The organism is Spiribacter halobius (genome assembly GCF_020883455.1).
In the GTDB taxonomy this organism is placed as follows: domain Bacteria; phylum Pseudomonadota; class Gammaproteobacteria; order Nitrococcales; family Nitrococcaceae; genus Sediminicurvatus; species Sediminicurvatus halobius.
On record NZ_CP086615.1, the window covers coordinates 2,901,987 to 2,918,097 of the forward strand.

16 protein-coding genes and 5 tRNA genes are annotated in these 16,111 nt (G+C 70.7%); 3 read left to right on the plus strand and 18 right to left on the minus strand.

Going from position 1 to position 16,111, the window contains the following annotated elements; genetic code table 11:
- Positions 1-65: 65 nt before the first annotated feature.
- The 8 genes from clpX to LMH63_RS13470 form a co-directional block, all read right to left on the minus strand.
- Positions 66-1,346, minus strand: a complete 1,281-nt coding sequence (gene clpX / locus LMH63_RS13435) for an ATP-dependent Clp protease ATP-binding subunit ClpX (RefSeq protein ID WP_109679931.1) — start codon at positions 1,344-1,346, stop codon at positions 66-68.
- Positions 1,347-1,546: 200 nt separating this feature from the next.
- Positions 1,547-2,188, minus strand: a complete 642-nt coding sequence (gene clpP, locus LMH63_RS13440) for an ATP-dependent Clp endopeptidase proteolytic subunit ClpP (protein WP_109679930.1) — start codon at positions 2,186-2,188, stop codon at positions 1,547-1,549.
- 20 nt (positions 2,189-2,208) lie between these two features.
- Positions 2,209-3,537: a trigger factor gene (gene tig, locus LMH63_RS13445; protein ID WP_109679929.1), complete on the minus strand. Its 1,329-nt coding sequence runs from the start codon at positions 3,535-3,537 to the stop codon at positions 2,209-2,211.
- A gap of 51 nt (positions 3,538-3,588) precedes the next feature.
- Positions 3,589-3,677, minus strand: a tRNA-Leu gene (locus LMH63_RS13450).
- Positions 3,678-3,788: 111 nt separating this feature from the next.
- A tRNA-Lys gene (locus tag LMH63_RS13455) sits at positions 3,789-3,864 on the minus strand.
- 10 nt (positions 3,865-3,874) lie between these two features.
- A tRNA-His gene (locus LMH63_RS13460) sits at positions 3,875-3,950 on the minus strand.
- A gap of 24 nt (positions 3,951-3,974) precedes the next feature.
- A tRNA-Arg gene (locus tag LMH63_RS13465) sits at positions 3,975-4,051 on the minus strand.
- A 46-nt stretch (positions 4,052-4,097) separates the two neighbouring features.
- Positions 4,098-4,174, minus strand: a tRNA-Pro gene (locus LMH63_RS13470).
- Between the two features lie 151 nt (positions 4,175-4,325).
- Between LMH63_RS13470 and folD the strand changes: the two genes are divergently transcribed.
- The 3 genes from folD (at position 4,326) to LMH63_RS13485 (ending at position 6,092) form a co-directional block, all read left to right on the plus strand.
- Positions 4,326-5,180: a bifunctional methylenetetrahydrofolate dehydrogenase/methenyltetrahydrofolate cyclohydrolase FolD gene (gene folD / locus LMH63_RS13475; RefSeq protein WP_109679928.1), complete on the plus strand. Its 855-nt coding sequence runs from the start codon at positions 4,326-4,328 to the stop codon at positions 5,178-5,180.
- 146 nt (positions 5,181-5,326) lie between these two features.
- Entirely contained in the window at positions 5,327-5,704 is a 378-nt protein-coding gene (locus tag LMH63_RS13480) for a PilZ domain-containing protein (protein WP_109679927.1), read from the plus strand.
- Between the two features lie 13 nt (positions 5,705-5,717).
- Positions 5,718-6,092: a PilZ domain-containing protein gene (locus LMH63_RS13485; protein ID WP_109679926.1), complete on the plus strand. Its 375-nt coding sequence runs from the start codon at positions 5,718-5,720 to the stop codon at positions 6,090-6,092.
- A gap of 233 nt (positions 6,093-6,325) precedes the next feature.
- On the opposite strand, the gene radA is transcribed toward LMH63_RS13485, so the two are convergent.
- From radA to rnr, 10 genes are all read right to left on the minus strand, one after another.
- Entirely contained in the window at positions 6,326-7,693 is a 1,368-nt protein-coding gene (gene radA / locus LMH63_RS13490; protein WP_109679925.1) for a DNA repair protein RadA, read from the minus strand.
- Position 7,694: 1 nt separating this feature from the next.
- Positions 7,695-8,774 (minus strand): alanine racemase, encoded by a 1,080-nt coding sequence (gene alr / locus LMH63_RS13495; protein ID WP_109679924.1) that lies wholly within the window; start codon positions 8,772-8,774, stop codon positions 7,695-7,697.
- Complete coding sequence (dnaB, locus tag LMH63_RS13500; RefSeq protein ID WP_109679923.1) at positions 8,771-10,159, minus strand: replicative DNA helicase; 1,389 nt, start codon at positions 10,157-10,159, stop codon at positions 8,771-8,773. Before dnaB ends, alr begins: the two co-directional genes overlap by 4 nt.
- 147 nt (positions 10,160-10,306) lie before the next feature.
- A complete protein-coding gene (gene rplI / locus LMH63_RS13505) occupies positions 10,307-10,756 on the minus strand; it encodes a 50S ribosomal protein L9 (protein WP_109679922.1) in 450 nt (149 codons plus the stop codon).
- A 45-nt stretch (positions 10,757-10,801) separates the two neighbouring features.
- Positions 10,802-11,677 carry a hypothetical protein gene (locus tag LMH63_RS13510; RefSeq protein ID WP_109679921.1) on the minus strand — a complete coding sequence of 292 codons (876 nt, stop codon included), beginning with the start codon at positions 11,675-11,677 and terminating at the stop codon, positions 10,802-10,804.
- 22 nt (positions 11,678-11,699) lie between these two features.
- Entirely contained in the window at positions 11,700-11,924 is a 225-nt protein-coding gene (gene rpsR, locus LMH63_RS13515) for a 30S ribosomal protein S18 (RefSeq protein ID WP_109679920.1), read from the minus strand.
- A 3-nt stretch (positions 11,925-11,927) separates the two neighbouring features.
- Positions 11,928-12,266 carry a primosomal replication protein N gene (priB, locus tag LMH63_RS13520; protein ID WP_229332599.1) on the minus strand — a complete coding sequence of 113 codons (339 nt, stop codon included), beginning with the start codon at positions 12,264-12,266 and terminating at the stop codon, positions 11,928-11,930.
- A 10-nt stretch (positions 12,267-12,276) separates the two neighbouring features.
- Positions 12,277-12,726 (minus strand): 30S ribosomal protein S6, encoded by a 450-nt coding sequence (gene rpsF, locus LMH63_RS13525; RefSeq protein WP_109679918.1) that lies wholly within the window; start codon positions 12,724-12,726, stop codon positions 12,277-12,279.
- A 307-nt stretch (positions 12,727-13,033) separates the two neighbouring features.
- Complete coding sequence (gene rlmB, locus LMH63_RS13530) at positions 13,034-13,801, minus strand: 23S rRNA (guanosine(2251)-2'-O)-methyltransferase RlmB (RefSeq protein ID WP_109679917.1); 768 nt, start codon at positions 13,799-13,801, stop codon at positions 13,034-13,036.
- Complete coding sequence (gene rnr, locus LMH63_RS13535; protein WP_109679916.1) at positions 13,798-16,110, minus strand: ribonuclease R; 2,313 nt, start codon at positions 16,108-16,110, stop codon at positions 13,798-13,800. Before rnr ends, rlmB begins: the two co-directional genes overlap by 4 nt.
- Position 16,111 lies beyond the last annotated feature (1 nt).

Below are 16,111 nucleotides of genomic sequence, written 5' to 3' on the forward strand. Positions count from 1 at the left end.
ACCGCCGGACACCGCCGGACACCGCCGGGCGGCGACGGCCGCCCGGCGGTACGGCGCGCGTACGGTCAGTCGGAGGCGGCGGCCGGCTGCTCGGCGCCGTCGTAGATGATGTAGGGCCGGCTCTCGCCGCGGATCACCGAGTCGTCCAGCACCACCTTGCTCACGTTGTCCAGCGAGGGCAGGTCGTACATGGTGTCCAGCAGCACCGACTCGATCAGGGTGCGCAGCCCCCGGGCGCCGGTCTTGCGGGCGATGGCCTTGCGCGCCACCTCGCGCAGGGCCTCGTCGCGGAACTCGAGCTCCACGCCCTCCATGTCGAAGAGCTTCTGGAACTGCTTGACCAGCGCGTTCTTCGGCTCGCGCAGGATCTGGATCAGCGCCTCCTCGTCGAGCTCGTCCAGCGTCGCCACCACGGGCATGCGGCCGACGAACTCGGGGATGAGGCCGAAGCGGATCAGATCCTCCGGCTCGATGTCGCGCAGGGTATCGCCCACGCTCTTGCGCTGGGCCTCGCCCTTGATCTCGGCGGAGAAGCCGATGCCGCCCTTCTCCGAGCGCTGCTGGATGATCTTCTCGAGCCCCGCGAAGGCACCGCCGCAGATGAACAGGATGTTGCCCGTGTTCACCTGCAGGAACTCCTGCTGCGGGTGCTTGCGCCCGCCCTGGGGCGGCACCGAGGCCACGGTGCCCTCGATCAGCTTGAGCAGGGCCTGCTGCACGCCCTCGCCGGAGACGTCCCGGGTGATCGAGGGGTTGTCCGCCTTGCGCGAGATCTTGTCGATCTCGTCGATGTAGACGATGCCCTGCTGCGCCTTCTCGACGTCGTAGTCGCACTTCTGCAGCAGCTTCTGGATGATGTTCTCCACGTCCTCGCCGACGTAGCCTGCCTCGGTGAGGGTGGTGGCGTCGGCGATGGTGAAGGGCACCTCCAGCAGCCGGGCCAGCGTCTCGGCAAGGAGGGTCTTGCCCGAGCCCGTGGGGCCGATCAGCAGGATGTTGCTCTTGGCGAGCTCGACGTCGTTCTTGCCGTGGCTCGCCTCCATGCGCTTGTAGTGGTTGTACACGGCCACGGACAGGACCTTCTTGGCGTGATCCTGGCCGATGACGTACTCGTCCAGCACGCCCTTGATCTCGTGCGGACGCGGCAGCTTGTTGCCGGAGCCTGCCGCCTTCTCTTCCATCTCCTCGCGGATAATGTCGTTGCACAGCTCGACGCACTCGTCGCACACGAAGACGGACGGCCCGGCAATGAGCTTGCGCACCTCGTGCTGGCTCTTGCCGCAGAAGGAGCAATAGAGCAGCTTGCCGTTGTCTTCGCCCCGACCGCCGTTGTCTCTGTCAGTCATTGGCTACCCTCGAGCAGGAGAGAAGGTCACATCGAAAACCTTGCCCGCTTTTCCGGATGCACGCAAGGGAGCGCGTCCCGTCGCGGGTTGCAGGCTACGATCCGTCTATCGGCTTGGAAAGGCAGCCCGGGAAGGGAGTTCCCGACAGCCGGTGGCGGGCCCCGGGCGGGCGGCCCCCACCGGGACCGCCCGCCCGCCGGTCACTCGATGGGCAGATTGCTGCGGTCGGTCAGCACCCGGTCGATCAGGCCGTACTCCCGGGCCGACTCGGGGGACATGAAGTTGTCCCGCTCGGTGTCGCGGCGGATGGTGTCGATGTCCTGCCCGGTGTGGTGGGCGAGGATCTCGTTCAGCCGCTCGCGCATGTGCAGGATCTCCCGGGCATGGATCTCGATGTCCGAGGCCTGGCCCTGGAAGCCGCCCAGGGGCTGGTGGATCATCACCCGCGAGTTGGGCAGCGCGTAGCGCTTGCCGGCGGCGCCGCCGGCAAGCAGCAGCGAGCCCATGCTGGCCGCCTGGCCGAGGCAAACGGTGCTGATGTCCGGCTTGATGAACTGCATCGTGTCGTAGATCGCGAGCCCCGCGGTCACCAGGCCGCCGGGGCTGTTGATGTAGAAGTGGATGTCCTTGTCAGGGTTGTCCGACTCCAGGAACAGGAGCTGGGCGATCAGCAGATTGGCCTGATGGTCCTCCACCGGACCCACCAGGAAGATCACCCGCTCCTTGAGCAGACGCGAGTAGATATCGAAGGCGCGCTCGCCCCGGGCCGTCTGCTCGACGACCATGGGCACCAGGCCCGTCGCCTCGGGCCCGTCGTCGCGACGCTCGTGCTGTTCACTCATGCTGGCTCACTCCGGCCGGTTCACGCGTCCGCGGACGCGCTGTCCTCGTCCGCCTCGCGCCCGGTCAGGGCGTCGAGGCTCATGGGCTTGTCGGTGACCTGGGCGCGCTCGGCCACCCAGTCCACCACCTGATCCTCCATTACCTGGAGCTGCAGGCTCTGCATCAGTTCCTGATTCTGGAGGTAGTACTGCATGATCTGCTCGGGCTGCTCGTAGCCCGCGGCGACGCGCTGCAGCGCCTCCTGCACGCGCTCGCGATCGAGCTCGATCTCGTTGGCGCGCACCAGCTCGTTGACGATGAGCCCCAGCGCCACGCGGCGGCGGGCCTCGTCCTCGAACCGGCTGGCCGGCAGCTCGGCGTCGTCGTCGCCCTGGCCGGCCTGGCGCATGCGCTCGCGGGTCTGCTCGCGCAGCTGCTGGATCTCGCTGTCGAGCAGGCTCTGCGGCAGCTCGATGGGGTTGCGCTCGAGCAGCGCCTCCATCACCTGATTCTTCACCCGGGCGCGCACGGCCTGGTCCCGCTCGCGCTGCAGGCTCTCGCGGATGCGCTCGCGCAGGGCGTCGATGCCGCCCTCGATGCCGAGGCGCTCGGCGAAGGCGTCGTCCGCCGCCGGCAGCTCGGCGGCCTCGACCTTCTTCACCTTCACCGCGAACTGCGCCTCGCGCCCGGCGATCTTCTCGTCCGGGAAGGCCTCGGGGAAGGTGTAGGCGATGGTCTTGTCGTCGCCGGCGGCGAGACCGGCCAGCTCCGCCTCGAAGGCCTCGGGCATCTGCCCCTCGCCGAGCGGGACGGGGACATCCTCGCCGCTGTTGCCGTCGAAGGCCTCGCCGTCCACGGTGCCCTCGAAGTCGATGGTGACCCGGTCGCCCTCGGCGGCGGGGCGATCGACCTCGGTGTACTCGGCGTGCTGCTTGCGCAGGCGCTCCAGGATGCGATCGACATCCTCATCGGTGATGTCCACCACGGGGCGCTCGATGGCGATGTCCTCGACGCCCTGGACCTCGATGCTCGGGAGCACCTCGAATTCGGCCTGGTACTCGAGATCCTGCCCCGCCTCGGTCTGCAGCGGCTCGATCTCCGGCGCGCCGGCCGGGCGGAGGGACTCCTGCTCCAGCGCCTCGGCGTAGGTGCGGCGCACCACCTCATCCAGCACCTCGCCACGCACCTGGGCGCCGTAGCGCTTCTGGACGACCTTGAGCGGCACCTTGCCGGGACGGAAGCCGTCGAGGCGCACGCGCCCGCGCAGGTCGCGCAGGCGGCTCTCGACCTCCTGGTCCACGCGCTCCGAAGGGACCTGCACCTTCATCCGGCGCTTCAGCCCCTCGGTCGTCTCCACGGATACTTGCATCGAGCACACCTCTGATCAGTGACCGCCATCGCGGCGGGCAAGCGGTTTGTCTGGTGCGAAAGGCGAGACTCGAACTCGCACGGGGCGTCAACCCCACTGGGACCTAAACCCAGCGCGTCTACCAGTTCCGCCACTTTCGCAAGGTACCCGGGCCCGGTACGGGCATACCCGCCCGGATAGCCCGCGGAGTATACCGCCGCCGCAGCCGCCGGAAAAACAACGGCCCGCCGGTCTCCCGGCGGGCCGCGATATGGTGGGCCGTCAAGGACTCGAACCTTGAACCTACTGATTAAGAGTCAGCTGCTCTACCAATTGAGCTAACGGCCCGCTTTTTAACTGGGGTGAGCGATGGGACTTGAACCCACGACCACCGGAGCCACAATCCGGAGCTCTACCAACTGAGCTACGCCCACCATTGACACTGCGCCCGCCGGAACTGGCGCGCCCGGCAGGACTCGAACCTGCAACCACCGGCTTAGAAGGCCGGTGCTCTATCCGCTTGAGCTACGGGCGCCTCGCGAACAGTCTAAACAACTCGCGCGCCCGGCGCCGGCAGAATCTGGTCGGGGTGGAGGGATTCGAACCCCCGACATCCTGCCCCCAAAGCAGGCGCGCTACCAGGCTGCGCTACACCCCGGTCGGGCCGGCGCACCCCGGCCGGGCCTCCGGCCGAAGTGCCGGAATGATACGCAGCGCCCCCAGGGCCGTCAAACCGCGCGCGCCGCGCGGTTGAGGGGGGTCCGGGCGCGTGCGAGAATCCGCGCGCACCGCCGCCAGGAGAGCACCCCATGCCCGCCCGCATTCTCGACGGCAAGGCCGTTGCCGCCCGCATCCGCGAACAGCTGCGCGAGCGCGTCGAGGCGCGGCAGGCGGCAGGCCGGCGGCCGCCGGGGCTGGCGGTCGTGCTGGTTGGCGAGCATCCGGCGTCGTCGGTCTACGTGCGAATGAAGCGCCGCGACTGCGCCCAGGTCGGCTTCGACTCCCAGGCCCACGACCTGCCGGAGCAGACCTCCCAGGCGGAGCTCCTGGCGCTCATCGACCGCCTGAACGCCGCCCCCGAGACCCACGGCATCCTGGTGCAGCTGCCGCTGCCCCGGCATATCGACGCCCAGGCGGTGATCGAGCGCATCGACCCGGCGAAGGACGTGGACGGTTTCCACCCGGCGAACGTCGGCCGCCTCACCCTGCGGCTGCCCGGGCTGCGCTCCTGCACGCCCCACGGCGTCATGACCCTGCTCCGGGAGACCGGCGAGCCGCTGGAGGGGCGCAACGCCGTGGTGCTCGGGCAGTCCAACATCGTCGGCCGGCCGATGGCGCTGGAGCTGCTGAACGCCCGCTGCACGGTGACCATCTGCCACAGCCGCACGCGTGACCTGGCGGCCGAGGTGGGCCGCGCGGATGTCCTCGTCGCCGCCGTGGGCCGGCCCGAATTCGTCCCCGGCGAGTGGATCCGCGAGGGGTCGACGGTGATCGACGTCGGTATCAACCGCCGGGACGATGGCAGCCTGGTGGGGGACGTGGACTACCCCACCGCCGCCGAGCGCGCGGCCTGGATTACCCCGGTGCCCGGCGGCGTCGGCCCCATGACCCGCGCCACGCTGCTGGAGAACACCCTCGCCGCCGCCGAGGCGCTGGACGCCTAGCCCGTATTTCTCACCGATCCGCGGCTGCGGGCGCGGATCGGTGAGAAATACGGGCTAGGGCTGACCGGCGGCCAACCGCCGGCCCCCGCCGGCGTGTTACTACTCATGTTATTGAGGGTATCGTTCGCCGGGGAAGGAGCCATTGCATGCCCCGCCGCGCCAGTGATCAGCGCCGCTTCGCGCGCCTGCCGATGAACCGCCCCGCCGCGCTGGACGGCCCGCGCGGCCGGGTGGAGGGGCGGCTGCGGGATATCGGGCTGAACGGCGTGCGCCTGGACCTGCCCGGGGACTGGGCCGGGGGCCCGGAGACCCAGTACCGACTGCGGGTCAGCCTCGCGCCGGGGGCGACGCTGAAGATGGGCCTGCGCCTGATCCACCGCCGCGGTGCCAGCGCCGGCTTCCGCTGCACCGGCCTCGACGGCGGCAGCCGCGGCCAGCTGACGGGGCTGCTGCGGCTCTACTATGGTGACGAGGGGGCGGTGCAGGCGGAACTGGACCGCTTCGAGCAGGACCACGGCGGCTGACCGGGAGCACCCCATGAGCGGAAGCGAGCCAGACGAGCGCCGGCATTTCCACCGCATCCACTTCGGGCAACCGGCGACGCTGCACGCCCCGGGCGGCGATGTGGACGTCACCGTGGAGGACATCAGCCTGCACGGCGCGCGCCTGGGCCTCGCCGCCGGCACGCCGCTGCGCCTCGAGGTCGGCGAGCGCGCCCAGCTTACCCTGGCGCTCACCGCCGGCGAGACCATCCGCATGGAGCTGGAGCTCCGCCACCGCGAGGGCGACAGCCTCGGCTGCGCCTGCCGCCACATCGACATCGACAGCATCAGCCGCCTGCGCCGCCTGGTGGAGCTCAACCTCGGCGACCCCGCCCTCCTCCAGCGCGACCTCGCCGAGCTCGCCGGCTGAGCCGCGCTCTTGGGAGGGGCATAACCGCGAAGGCGCTAAGGACGCGAAGCATAAGCGCAAAGGCAGGATCGCCCGGAGCGTGGGCGCAAGACACCCGGATTTTTCGTTCATGCTCGGCGAAAGGCGCCGTAGCGACCGGTCAGCCAAAAAACAAACCTTGGCGTCTTCACTTTGCGACCTTGGCGCCTTTGCGGTTATCCCCCTTGCTAACCCCCAAGACGTCGACAGCCAGGTCAGCTCAAGGCTTCGACCGCCTCGTCGAGGCGTTCCACGGCGATGATTTCCAGGCCTTTCGGGGCCTCGCCGCGGGGCGGGCGGTTCTTGCGGGGGACCAGGGCGTGGCGGAAGCCGTGGCGGGCGGCCTCGGCGAGGCGTTCGGGGCCGTTCGGCACCGGGCGGATCTCGCCGGCGAGGCCGACCTCGCCGAAGGTCACCCAGTCCTGGGGGATGGGCCGGTCGCGCAGGCTGGAGAGCACCGCCAGCAGCGCCGGCAGGTCGCTCGCCGTCTCGCCCACCCGCACCCCGCCGACCACGTTCAGGAAGACGTCCTCGCCGAAGGTGCTGATGCCGGCATGGCGGTGCAGCACCGCCAGCAGCATGGCGAGCCGGTTGCCGTCGAGCCCCACCGCCACCCGGCGCGGGTTGGACAGCGGGCTCTCCGCCACCAGCGCCTGCACCTCCAGCAGCAGCGGCCGGGTGCCCTCGCGGGTCACCAGGATCGCGCTGCCCGGCACCGGCTTCTCGTGCCGGGAGAGGAAGATCGCCGAAGGGTTTTTCACCTCCTTCAGCCCGGTCTCGAGCATGGCGAACACGCCAAGCTCGTTGGCCGCGCCGAAGCGGTTCTTCACCGCCCGCAGCAGGCGGTAGCGGCTGCCGGAGTCGCTCTCGAAGTAGAGCACCGTGTCCACCATGTGCTCCAGCACTCGCGGGCCGGCGAGCTGGCCGTCCTTGGTGACGTGCCCCACCAGGAACAGCACCGTGCCCGTGCGCTTGGCGAAGCGCACGAGCTGCGCCGCGGACTCACGGACCTGGGCCACCGCCCCGGGGGCGGAGCCCAGCGCCTCGCTGTGCACGGTCTGGATGGAGTCCACCACCAGCACCTCCGGCGCCTCGCGGGCGGCGGTGTCGAGGATCGCCTCCACCCGGGTCTCGGCGAGCAGCTGCAGGCCGTCGCCGCTGAGGCCGAGGCGCCCGGCCCGCAGCCCCACCTGGCGCAGGGATTCCTCGCCGGTGACGTAGAGCGCCCCATGGCCTGCGGCGAGCCGCGCCACCGCCTCCAGCAGCAGCGTGGACTTGCCGATGCCGGGGTCGCCGCCGAGCAGCACCACGCCACCCGGCACCAGGCCGCCGCCGAGCACGCGGTCGAACTCGCCGATGCCGGTGCCGAAGCGGCTCTCCTCGTCCCGCGGCACCTCCGAGAGCCGGCGCACGCCGGTATCGCCGGCGTACTGGCCGCGGGCGGCAGCGGGCCGCTCCGGCGTCGCCACGGTCTCCTCCAGGGTGTTCCAGGCGCCGCAGTCCGGGCACTGGCCGGCCCACTTGGGCGAGCGCCCGCCGCACTCCTGGCAGACGAATACGGTGCGCGCCGCCTTCGGCGCCACCTCAGCCGCCCCTCTGGTGCCAGCGCTGCACCCGAGGCGTGACCTGGCAGTAGAGCTCGTAGCCGATGGTGCCGCAGAGCTCGGCAACCTCCTCCACGCCCGGGTCCTCGCCCCAGAGCACCACGGTGTCACCCACCTCGGCCTCGGGCACCGCCCGCAGGTCGATGCAGGTCATGTCCATGGACACGCGCCCGGCCACGCCGGCCCGGCGGCCGCGGATCTGCACCGGCGTGCCGTTGGGGGCGTGCCGGGGGTAGCCGTCGCCGTAGCCAATGGAGGCGACGCCCACGGGCATGTCCTCCGGACAGACGAAGGTGCCGCCATAGCCGATGCGATCGCCCCGGCGATGATGGTTCACCGCGATCAGGCGGGCCTCGAGGCGCATGGTCGGGCGCAGCGCCGGTGCCGGAAGGCCGTCCACGAAGGGCTGGCAGCCGTAGAGCATGATACCGGGGCGCACCCACTGCGCATGCGAGCCATGCCAGCCGAGGGTGCCGGCGGAGTTGGCGATGGAGCGCTCGCCCTCGAGCCCCCGCAGGGCCTCGTCGAAGAGCTCGAGCTGGCGGTGGGTGGTGTCGTCCTCCCGGTCGTCGGCGCAGGCGAGGTGGGTCATGAAGCGCAGCGTGCCCACGGCGGGGGCAGCAGCCAGGCGGGCCGCCATCCCGGCGGCGCGCTCCGGCGGAAAGCCCAGCCGGCCCATGCCGGTGTCCACCTTCAGCCAGACGTCCACCGGCGCTGGCAGGCGGGCGCCCTCGAAGGCCGCCACCTGCCAGTCCGTGTGCACCACCGCGTCCAGCTGCCGGCGGGCGAAGACCGGCAGCTCGGCGGCGGTGAACGGCCCCTCCAGCAGCACCAGGCGCTGCTGGAAACCGGCCTCGCGCAGCGGCAGCGCCTCCTCCAGGCAGCTTACGGCAAACGCCTCGGCCTCGCGCAGGGCGTCGGCCACGCCGAGCAGCCCATGGCCGTAGCCGTTTGCCTTCAGCACCGCGATCACCCGCGCCGGCGCCACGGCCTCCCGGGCCACGGCCAGATTGTGGCGCAGCGCGGCGTGATCGATCACGGCCCGCGCCACGCGGCTCACGACCAGCCCTCGCCGCCGTAGGGGTCGTGGATGTAGTTCTCGAAGCGGGTGTACTGGCCGAGGAAGGTCAGCCGCAGGGTGCCCACCGGGCCGTTGCGCTGCTTGCCGATGATGATCTCCGCGGTGCCCTTGTCGGGGCTGTCCTCGTTGTAGACCTCGTCGCGGTAGATGAAGAGGATGACGTCCGCGTCCTGCTCGATGGCGCCGGACTCTCGCAGGTCGGACATTACCGGGCGCTTGTTGGGGCGCTGCTCGAGGCTGCGGTTGAGCTGGGAGAGCACCATCACCGGCACGCCGAGCTCCTTCGCCATGCCCTTCAGCGAGCGCGAGATCTCGGAGATTTCCATCGCCCGGTTCTCCTTGAAGCCCGGCAGCTGCATGAGCTGCAGGTAGTCCACCAGCACCAGGCCGAGGTCGTGCTCGCGCTTCAGCCGCCGGCAGCGCGCGCGCATCTCGGTGGGCGTGAGCCCGGGCGTGTCGTCGATGAACAGCCGTGCCTGGGAGAGCAGGTTCATGGTGCTGGTCAGCCGCGGCCAGTCCTCGTCCGCCAGCCGCCCGGAGCGGATCTTCTGCAGCTCCACCCGCCCCAGCGAGGAGAGCATGCGCATGGCGAGCGCGTCCGCCGGCATCTCCATGCTGAACACCGCCACCGGCGGCCCGTCCTGATGCAGGGCCGCGCCCTCGGCGATGTTCATCGCGAAGGTCGTCTTCCCCATCGAGGGCCTTCCCGCCACGATCACCAGGTCGCCGGCCTGGAGGCCGGAGGTCATGCGGTCGAGGTCGGTGAAGCCGGTGGCGAGGCCGGTGACGTCGCTGTCCTGGTGGTAGAGGGTGTCGATGCGGTCCACCACCTGGGGCAGGACATCGCGCACGCTCTGGAAACCGCGGCGGTTGCGGCCGGACTGCTCGGCGATCTCGAAGATCAGGCGCTCGGCATGATCGAGCAGATCCGCGGAGGCGCGGCCGTCCGGGTTGTAGCCGGTCTCCGCCACCTGCGTCCCGGCCGCGATCAGCTGGCGCAGTACCGATTTCTCGCGGACGATGTCCGCATACGCGCGGATGTTCGCGGAGCTCGGGGTATCCCGGGCAAGTGCCCCGAGATACGGCAGGCCGCCGGCATCCTCCAGCTCGCCGTTGGACTTCAGCCACTCGGAGAGGGTGACTGCGTCCATCGGCTGGCCGGCCTCGGCCAGCGACGCCACGGCGCGGAAGATGAGCCGGTGGTCGCGTCGGTAGAAGTCCTCTTCCGCCACCCGGTCGGCGACCTGATCCCAGGCGCCGTTGTCCAGCATGAGCCCACCGAGAACCGCCTGCTCCGCCTCCAGCGAGTGCGGCGGCACCTTGAGCGCATCGGTCTCACTCGCGTAGGGACGGACTTCCGCCATGCGGCTATCGGCTCCAGGGCTCGTTAACCCCGGCAGTCGCGGCGGTCACCGCGAACGCCAGGCGGGGCAGGCACCACGGCCCGCCGGGTCGAAGCCCGCATCGATCACCGGTGGATCGTTGCGGGCCAGCCCGGACAGCTACCCGGGCTAGGCCTCGCCGGTCACCACCACCTGCACGGTGCTGTTGACGTCGGCATGCAGGTGCAGCTCGATCTCGTACTCGCCGGTGGCGCGCAGCGGGCCCTCGGGCAGGCGCACCTCGTGCTTGCCGATCTCCACGCCGGCGGCGGTGACGGCATCGGCGATGTCGGCGGTGCCGACCGAGCCGAACAGCTTGCCCTCCTCGCCGGCCTTGGCCGCGATGGTCACCGTCAGGCCCTCGAGCTGGGCGGCACGGGCCTGCGCGGCGGCCAGCTCCTCGGCGGCCTTGCGCTCGAGCTCGGCGCGGCGCGCCTCGAAGTAGCGGATGTTCTCCTCGGTGGCCGGCTTGGCCTTGCCCTGGGGGATGAGGTAGTTGCGCCCGTAGCCGGGACGCACCTTCACCCGGTCACCGAGACCGCCCAGGTTGTCCACCTTCTCCAGCAGAATGACTTCCATCTCCAGACCCCGATTGGTTGGTTCAGTAAACGCGGGCCGGGCGCGTCACGCCTGGCCCGATGGTCCTGCGAAGCGGCGCCGCAGGTCCAGGAACACGTCGGCAATGCCGAGCGCGGCCACCGGCCGCAGCGCCAGCGGCAGGAGCAGATACACCCCCACCAGCCAGCCGCCGTGCCAGCCGCGCCGCGCGAACAAAGCGTGCACCACCGCCAGCGCCTGGAGCACGAACACGCCGGTGAGCACCAGCGAGAGGTCGCGCACCAGCCCCGCCGGCGTGAACAGCGCCAGGGCCGCCGCGGCGACAGCGATGCCGGTGAACCAGACCTCCAGCCGCAGCTCGTGGAACTCGGCGCGGAATCCGCCCGGATTGTACAGCAGCGCCTGCCACCAGCGACCCAGCAGCAGGCTGGCCACGGCCAGCGCCAGCATGTTCACCGCCCAGAGGCCGGTGAGCATGGGCGCGAGCTCGGCGGTGGCGCGCTGCCAGGTCTCGGCGGCCGGATCCCCGCCCATGAGCAGCGCCACCTGCTCCAGCACCCGCGTCCAGAAGGCCGCCGGGTCCGGATGCAGCACGTGAAACACGAGCACGCCCGCGGCCGCCACCAGGGCCCCGGTCTCCAGCGTGCGGGCCAGGGAGACCGTGGCCCGCAGCACCAGGGCGAGCAGCAGCACCGGCAGCCAGATGAGCAGCAGCGGCTGCAGCGCGGCCAGCGGCGTGCCGATGAGCCCGGCGCTGATCACGCCGAGCAGCAGCGTCGCTCCGGCCATCACCAGCGCACCCTCGCTCGGCCCCCGCCGCAGCGCCACCAGCGCCAGCGCCGCCCCGCTCAGCCAGAACAGCAGCGGCAGCAGCGCCGGTGCCGCCACCACCGTGATGGCGGTGAAGCGGCTGCGCATGATGAAGCCGGCAATGGCACGCACGAAGCCGCCGTGGCCCGGCCGGTCAGTGCCGATCGGTGTAAGGCAGCAGCGCCAGGTAGCGTGCGCGCTTGATCGCCGTGGACAGCTGGCGCTGATACTTCGCCCGGGTACCGGTGATGCGGCTCGGCACGATCTTGCCGGTCTCGGTGACGTAGGCGCGCAGGGTGTTGAGATCCTTGTAGTCGATCTCCTTCACGCCCTCGGCGGTGAAGCGGCAGAACTTGCGACGACGGAAGAAACGGGCCATGACTCAGTTCCTCGAAGACTCGGGCTCGAGCCGCTCGATGCGGCTCGCGCTGATTATGATCGGATCGGTTTCGACGCCACGCTGACGCGAGCGCACGAGAAAGCCGGTAACGCGTATGCGGCTGCCGGCCGCCAGCTCGGCGAGCACCCCGGCCGCCGCCTCGCCCGCGGCGCGCACGCCGACGCGGAAGCGGATCGCGCGCGGGACCCCGGCCTCGGCCTGTTCGGAGTCATGCTCCAGCAGGCAGCGGGCAATGGGCACACCGGCCGGGGAATGCCGCACCATGGGCGGGTCGACCAGCACGCCGGTCAGCCGCACGCGGTTCTCGGCCTCCCCGTCCACGCCGGCGCCGTCAGGCGTCGTCGCCGGCCGGCGCCTCGCGCCGCTCGCGGGGCTCGCGCTCCTCCCGCGGCTCGCGGTCGTCGTCATCGTCGCCCCGGCGACGCTCGCCGCGGGCAGGGCGGTCATCGTCACGCTTGTCGTCATTGCTCTTGGCAAGCGGCGACGGCTCGGTGTCCGGCCCCGGGCGCGAGAGCACCAGGTTGCGGATGACGGCGTCGTTGAAGCGGAACATGGACTCGAGCTCGTCGATGTCCTCGGGCCGGCACTCCACGTTCATCAGCACGTAGTGCGCCTTGATGAGCTTCTTGATCGGATAGGCGAGCTGGCGCCGCCCCCAGTCCTCGAGGCGATGGATGGTACCGCCGTTGCCCTCGATGAGCCCGCGGTAGCGCTCGATCATCGCCGGCACCTGGTCGCTCTGGTCCGGGTGGACCATGAACACGATCTCGTAATGTCGCATTTCGACTCCTTACGGTTGATCCGGCCGTCCCACCGGCCGGCAAAAGCCGCCCGCCGTCGGCGGGAGGCAAGGAGGGGCACGCCGGTTACCCGATGCGGAACCTGGCGAGCCGCGCAGTCTATCCCGGGTCGGGGTGCCAGGCAAACCCTCGTGCTCGGCGTGCCGTTCAAAGTTCCTGGTTCAAAGTTCAAAGAGCGCCCCGTGCTCCGTCGCAGGCACCAAGGCGTTCAATCCCCACCCTCGGCAGCCGGCATGTCGGCAGCCGCCTGCGGCGGGCACCGACCTGACGTCTTTGAACCTTGAACTTTCACCCTTGAACTCGCCGCTGCACAGCAGCGGCGCGCTGCCTCACCGCCTCGTAAAGCATCACCCCCGCCGCCACCGAGACGTTCAGGCTCTCCACCCGGCCGGCCATGGGGATGGCCACGAGCTGGTCGCAGGCCTCGCGGGTGAGGCGGCGGAGGCCGTTTTCCTCCGCGCCGAGGACCAGCGCGAGGGAGCCGGTCAGGTCGGTGTCGTAGAGGGAGGCGGCGGCGGTGTCGGCGGCCCCCACCAGCCAGATGCCGCGCTCGCGCAGGTCGCGCAGGGCGCGGGCGAGGTTGGTGACCTGGAACAGCGGCAGGGTCTCGGCAGCGCCGGCGGCGACCTTGTGCACCGCCGGCGTGAGCCCCGCGGCGCGATCGCGCGGGGTGATGACCGCATCCACCCCGGCCCCTTCCGCGGTACGCAGACAGGCGCCGAGATTGTGCGGGTCCTGGACCTGATCCAGCACCAGCAGGAACGGCGCCCGCGCCAGGCCGTCAAGCAGCTGCGCGAGCTCGTCGTCCCCCCGCGGCGGCGGGCCGCGGTAGCGAATGGCCACGCCCTGATGGGCGTCACTGCCGGTAAGCCGGTCGAGCTCGCGCCGCTCCACCTCGTGCACCGGGCAGCCCAGGCCCTGGAGCTGGCGGCGCAGCCGCTGCATGCGGCCATCCCGCCGGCGCCGCTCGACCCAGGCCTCAACAACCCCAGCGGGCTCGTAGCGCACCGCCGCCTGCACCGCGTGCAGGCCGTGGATCAGATCGTCCTGGCTCATTCGCTCCGGCGGCGGCGCCCGCGACGGTTGCCGCGCTTGCCCGGCGGGCCACCGCGGCGGCGGCCGCCCTCGCGGCGCTTGATCTCGGAGCCCTCCAGCACCTCGCCGTTGGGGCCGAGGGGATGGGCCACGGGATCGAAGTCGAGCTTGCGCTCGTCGATGTCCACCCGGGCCACGCGCACGCGAATGCGGTCGGCGAGCTTGTACTCCTTGCCGGTGCGCTCCCCGGTGAGGCGATGGCCGACGGGGTCGAAGTGGAAGAAGTCCTGCTCCAGGTTGGTGATGTGGATCAGGCCGTCCACGTAGAGCTGGTCCAGCTCCACGAACAGGCCGAAGGAGGTGACGCCGCTGATCACCCCGTTGAACTCGTTGCCCACCTGGTTGGACATGTACCGGCACTTGAGCGTCATGGTGGCGTCGCGGGTGGCCTCCTCCGCACGCCGGTCGGTCATGGTGCAGTGCTCGCCGAGGGTGATCAGCTGGTCCTCGTGATACTCGAAGGTGTCCGGCTTGGCCCCGCTCAGGATGTGCTTGATCGCCCGATGGACGATGAGGTCCGGATAGCGGCGGATGGGCGAGGTGAAGTGGGCGTAGGCGTCCAGGGCGAGGCCGAAGTGGCCGCCGTTGTCCGGCCGGTACTCGGCGGCCATCATCGAGCGCAGCATCACCGTCTCGATGAGGTGGCGATCCGGGCGGTTGCGCACCCGCTGCATCAGCTTGGCGTAGTCCTTGGGCGAGGGCTCCTTGCTCACCTCGAGGCGCAGGCCGGTCTGGGCCACGAACTTGCGCAGGTTCTCCAGGCGATCCTCGCTCGGCGGCTCGTGCACACGGTACAGAGCGGGGATGCGGTGGCGGCGCAGGAAGCGGGCCGTGGCCACGTTGGCCTTGACCATGCATTCCTCGATCAGCTTGTGGGCATCGAGGCGCTCGGCGGGGTGGATGGCGAGCACCTGGCCCTGGTCGTCGAACTCGATCACCGACTCCGAGGTGTCGAAGTCGATGGCGCCGCGGCGCTCGCGCTCCTTGCGCAGGGCCCGGTAGACCTGGAAGAGATGATCGATGTGCTTGAGCACGCCGCGGTGCCTGCGCCGCAGCGACGGATCGCGGCGATGGTGGATGGCGTCGGCATCCTCGTAGGTCAGGCGCGCGGCGGAGTTCATCACGCCCTCGTAGAAGCGCGAGCGCCGCAGCTGCCCCTCGCGGCCGATCTGCATCTCGCAGACCATGCACAGCCGGTCCACCTTCGGGTTCAGCGAGCACAGGCCGTTGGAGAGCACCTCCGGCAGCATCGGCACGACGTTGCGCGGGAAGTACACCGAGTTGCCGCGCTCGGCGGCCTCGGCGTCCAGCGCCGTCCCCGGACGCACGTAATGGGCGACGTCGGCAATGGCGACGATGAGCTTCCAGCCGGTGGCGGTGGGCTCGCAGTAGACGGCATCGTCGAAGTCCCGGGCATCGGCGCCGTCGATGGTCACCAGCGGCAGCTGGCGCAGGTCCTTGCGGCCGGCCTTGGCCGGCTCCGGGACCTCCTCCCCGAACTCGCGGCTCTCGCGCAGCACGGCCGCCGGGAACTCCACGGGTATGCCATGCACGCTGGCGGCGACGTCGATCTCGCTGCCCGGCTCGATATGCTCGCCGAAGACCTCGATCACCCGGCCGATGGGCTGGCGGCGGCGGGACGGCTGGCTCAGCACCTCCGCCACCACGAGCTGGCCGTCCTTGGCCTCGCCGCGATAATCCGGCGGGATGATCAGGTCCTGGTGCAGGCGCTTGTTGTCCGGGACCACGAACCCGATGCCGCTCTCCTCGAAGTAGCGTCCGGTGATCTGCTCGTTGGCCCGCTCCAGCACGTCCACCAGCTCGCCGGCGGGCCGGCCCTGGTCATCCAGGCCGACGATGCGCACCACGATGCGGTCGCCATTGAGGAGGCTGCGCATCTCCCGGGGCGAGAGGTAGACCGGGTCACCGGGCCGGTCCGGGCGCAGCATGCCGCTGCCGTCGGGCCCGGCGCGGACCCGCCCGCGCACCAGATCCTCGTTGTCCACCACCACGTAGCCGCCACGGCGGTTGCGCACCACCTGGCCGTCCCGCTCCATCGCCCGCAGGCGCCGGCGCAGCCCTTCCAGCGCATCCTCGTCGGTGAGGCCGAAGAGCTCGGCGAAGTCCTTGCGGGAGAGGGGCTTGCGCTGCTGCTGCAGCTGCTCGAGGAGGAACTCACGGCTGGGTACGGGCTGGCCGTACTTCTCGCGCTCCCGGTCCAGGTAGGGATCCTTGGCTGGATCGGCGCCGCGCGTGGGGTCTTTTGGCATG

Excerpts from the sequence above, each read along its gene's own strand:
- clpX (WP_109679931.1), bottom strand. The coding sequence starts at position 1,346 with ATGACTGACAGAGACAACGGCGGTCGGGGCGAAGACAACGGCAAGCTG.
- clpP (WP_109679930.1), bottom strand. The coding sequence starts at position 2,188 with ATGAGTGAACAGCACGAGCGTCGCGACGACGGGCCCGAGGCGACGGGC.
- tig (WP_109679929.1), bottom strand. The coding sequence starts at position 3,537 with ATGCAAGTATCCGTGGAGACGACCGAGGGGCTGAAGCGCCGGATGAAG.
- folD (WP_109679928.1), top strand. The coding sequence starts at position 4,326 with ATGCCCGCCCGCATTCTCGACGGCAAGGCCGTTGCCGCCCGCATCCGC.
- LMH63_RS13480 (WP_109679927.1), top strand. The coding sequence starts at position 5,327 with ATGCCCCGCCGCGCCAGTGATCAGCGCCGCTTCGCGCGCCTGCCGATG.
- LMH63_RS13485 (WP_109679926.1), top strand. The coding sequence starts at position 5,718 with ATGAGCGGAAGCGAGCCAGACGAGCGCCGGCATTTCCACCGCATCCAC.
- dnaB (WP_109679923.1), bottom strand. The coding sequence starts at position 10,159 with ATGGCGGAAGTCCGTCCCTACGCGAGTGAGACCGATGCGCTCAAGGTG.
- rplI (WP_109679922.1), bottom strand. The coding sequence starts at position 10,756 with ATGGAAGTCATTCTGCTGGAGAAGGTGGACAACCTGGGCGGTCTCGGT.
- rpsR (WP_109679920.1), bottom strand. The coding sequence starts at position 11,924 with ATGGCCCGTTTCTTCCGTCGTCGCAAGTTCTGCCGCTTCACCGCCGAG.
- rpsF (WP_109679918.1), bottom strand. The coding sequence starts at position 12,726 with ATGCGACATTACGAGATCGTGTTCATGGTCCACCCGGACCAGAGCGAC.
- rlmB (WP_109679917.1), bottom strand. The coding sequence starts at position 13,801 with ATGAGCCAGGACGATCTGATCCACGGCCTGCACGCGGTGCAGGCGGCG.
- rnr (WP_109679916.1), bottom strand. The coding sequence starts at position 16,110 with ATGCCAAAAGACCCCACGCGCGGCGCCGATCCAGCCAAGGATCCCTAC.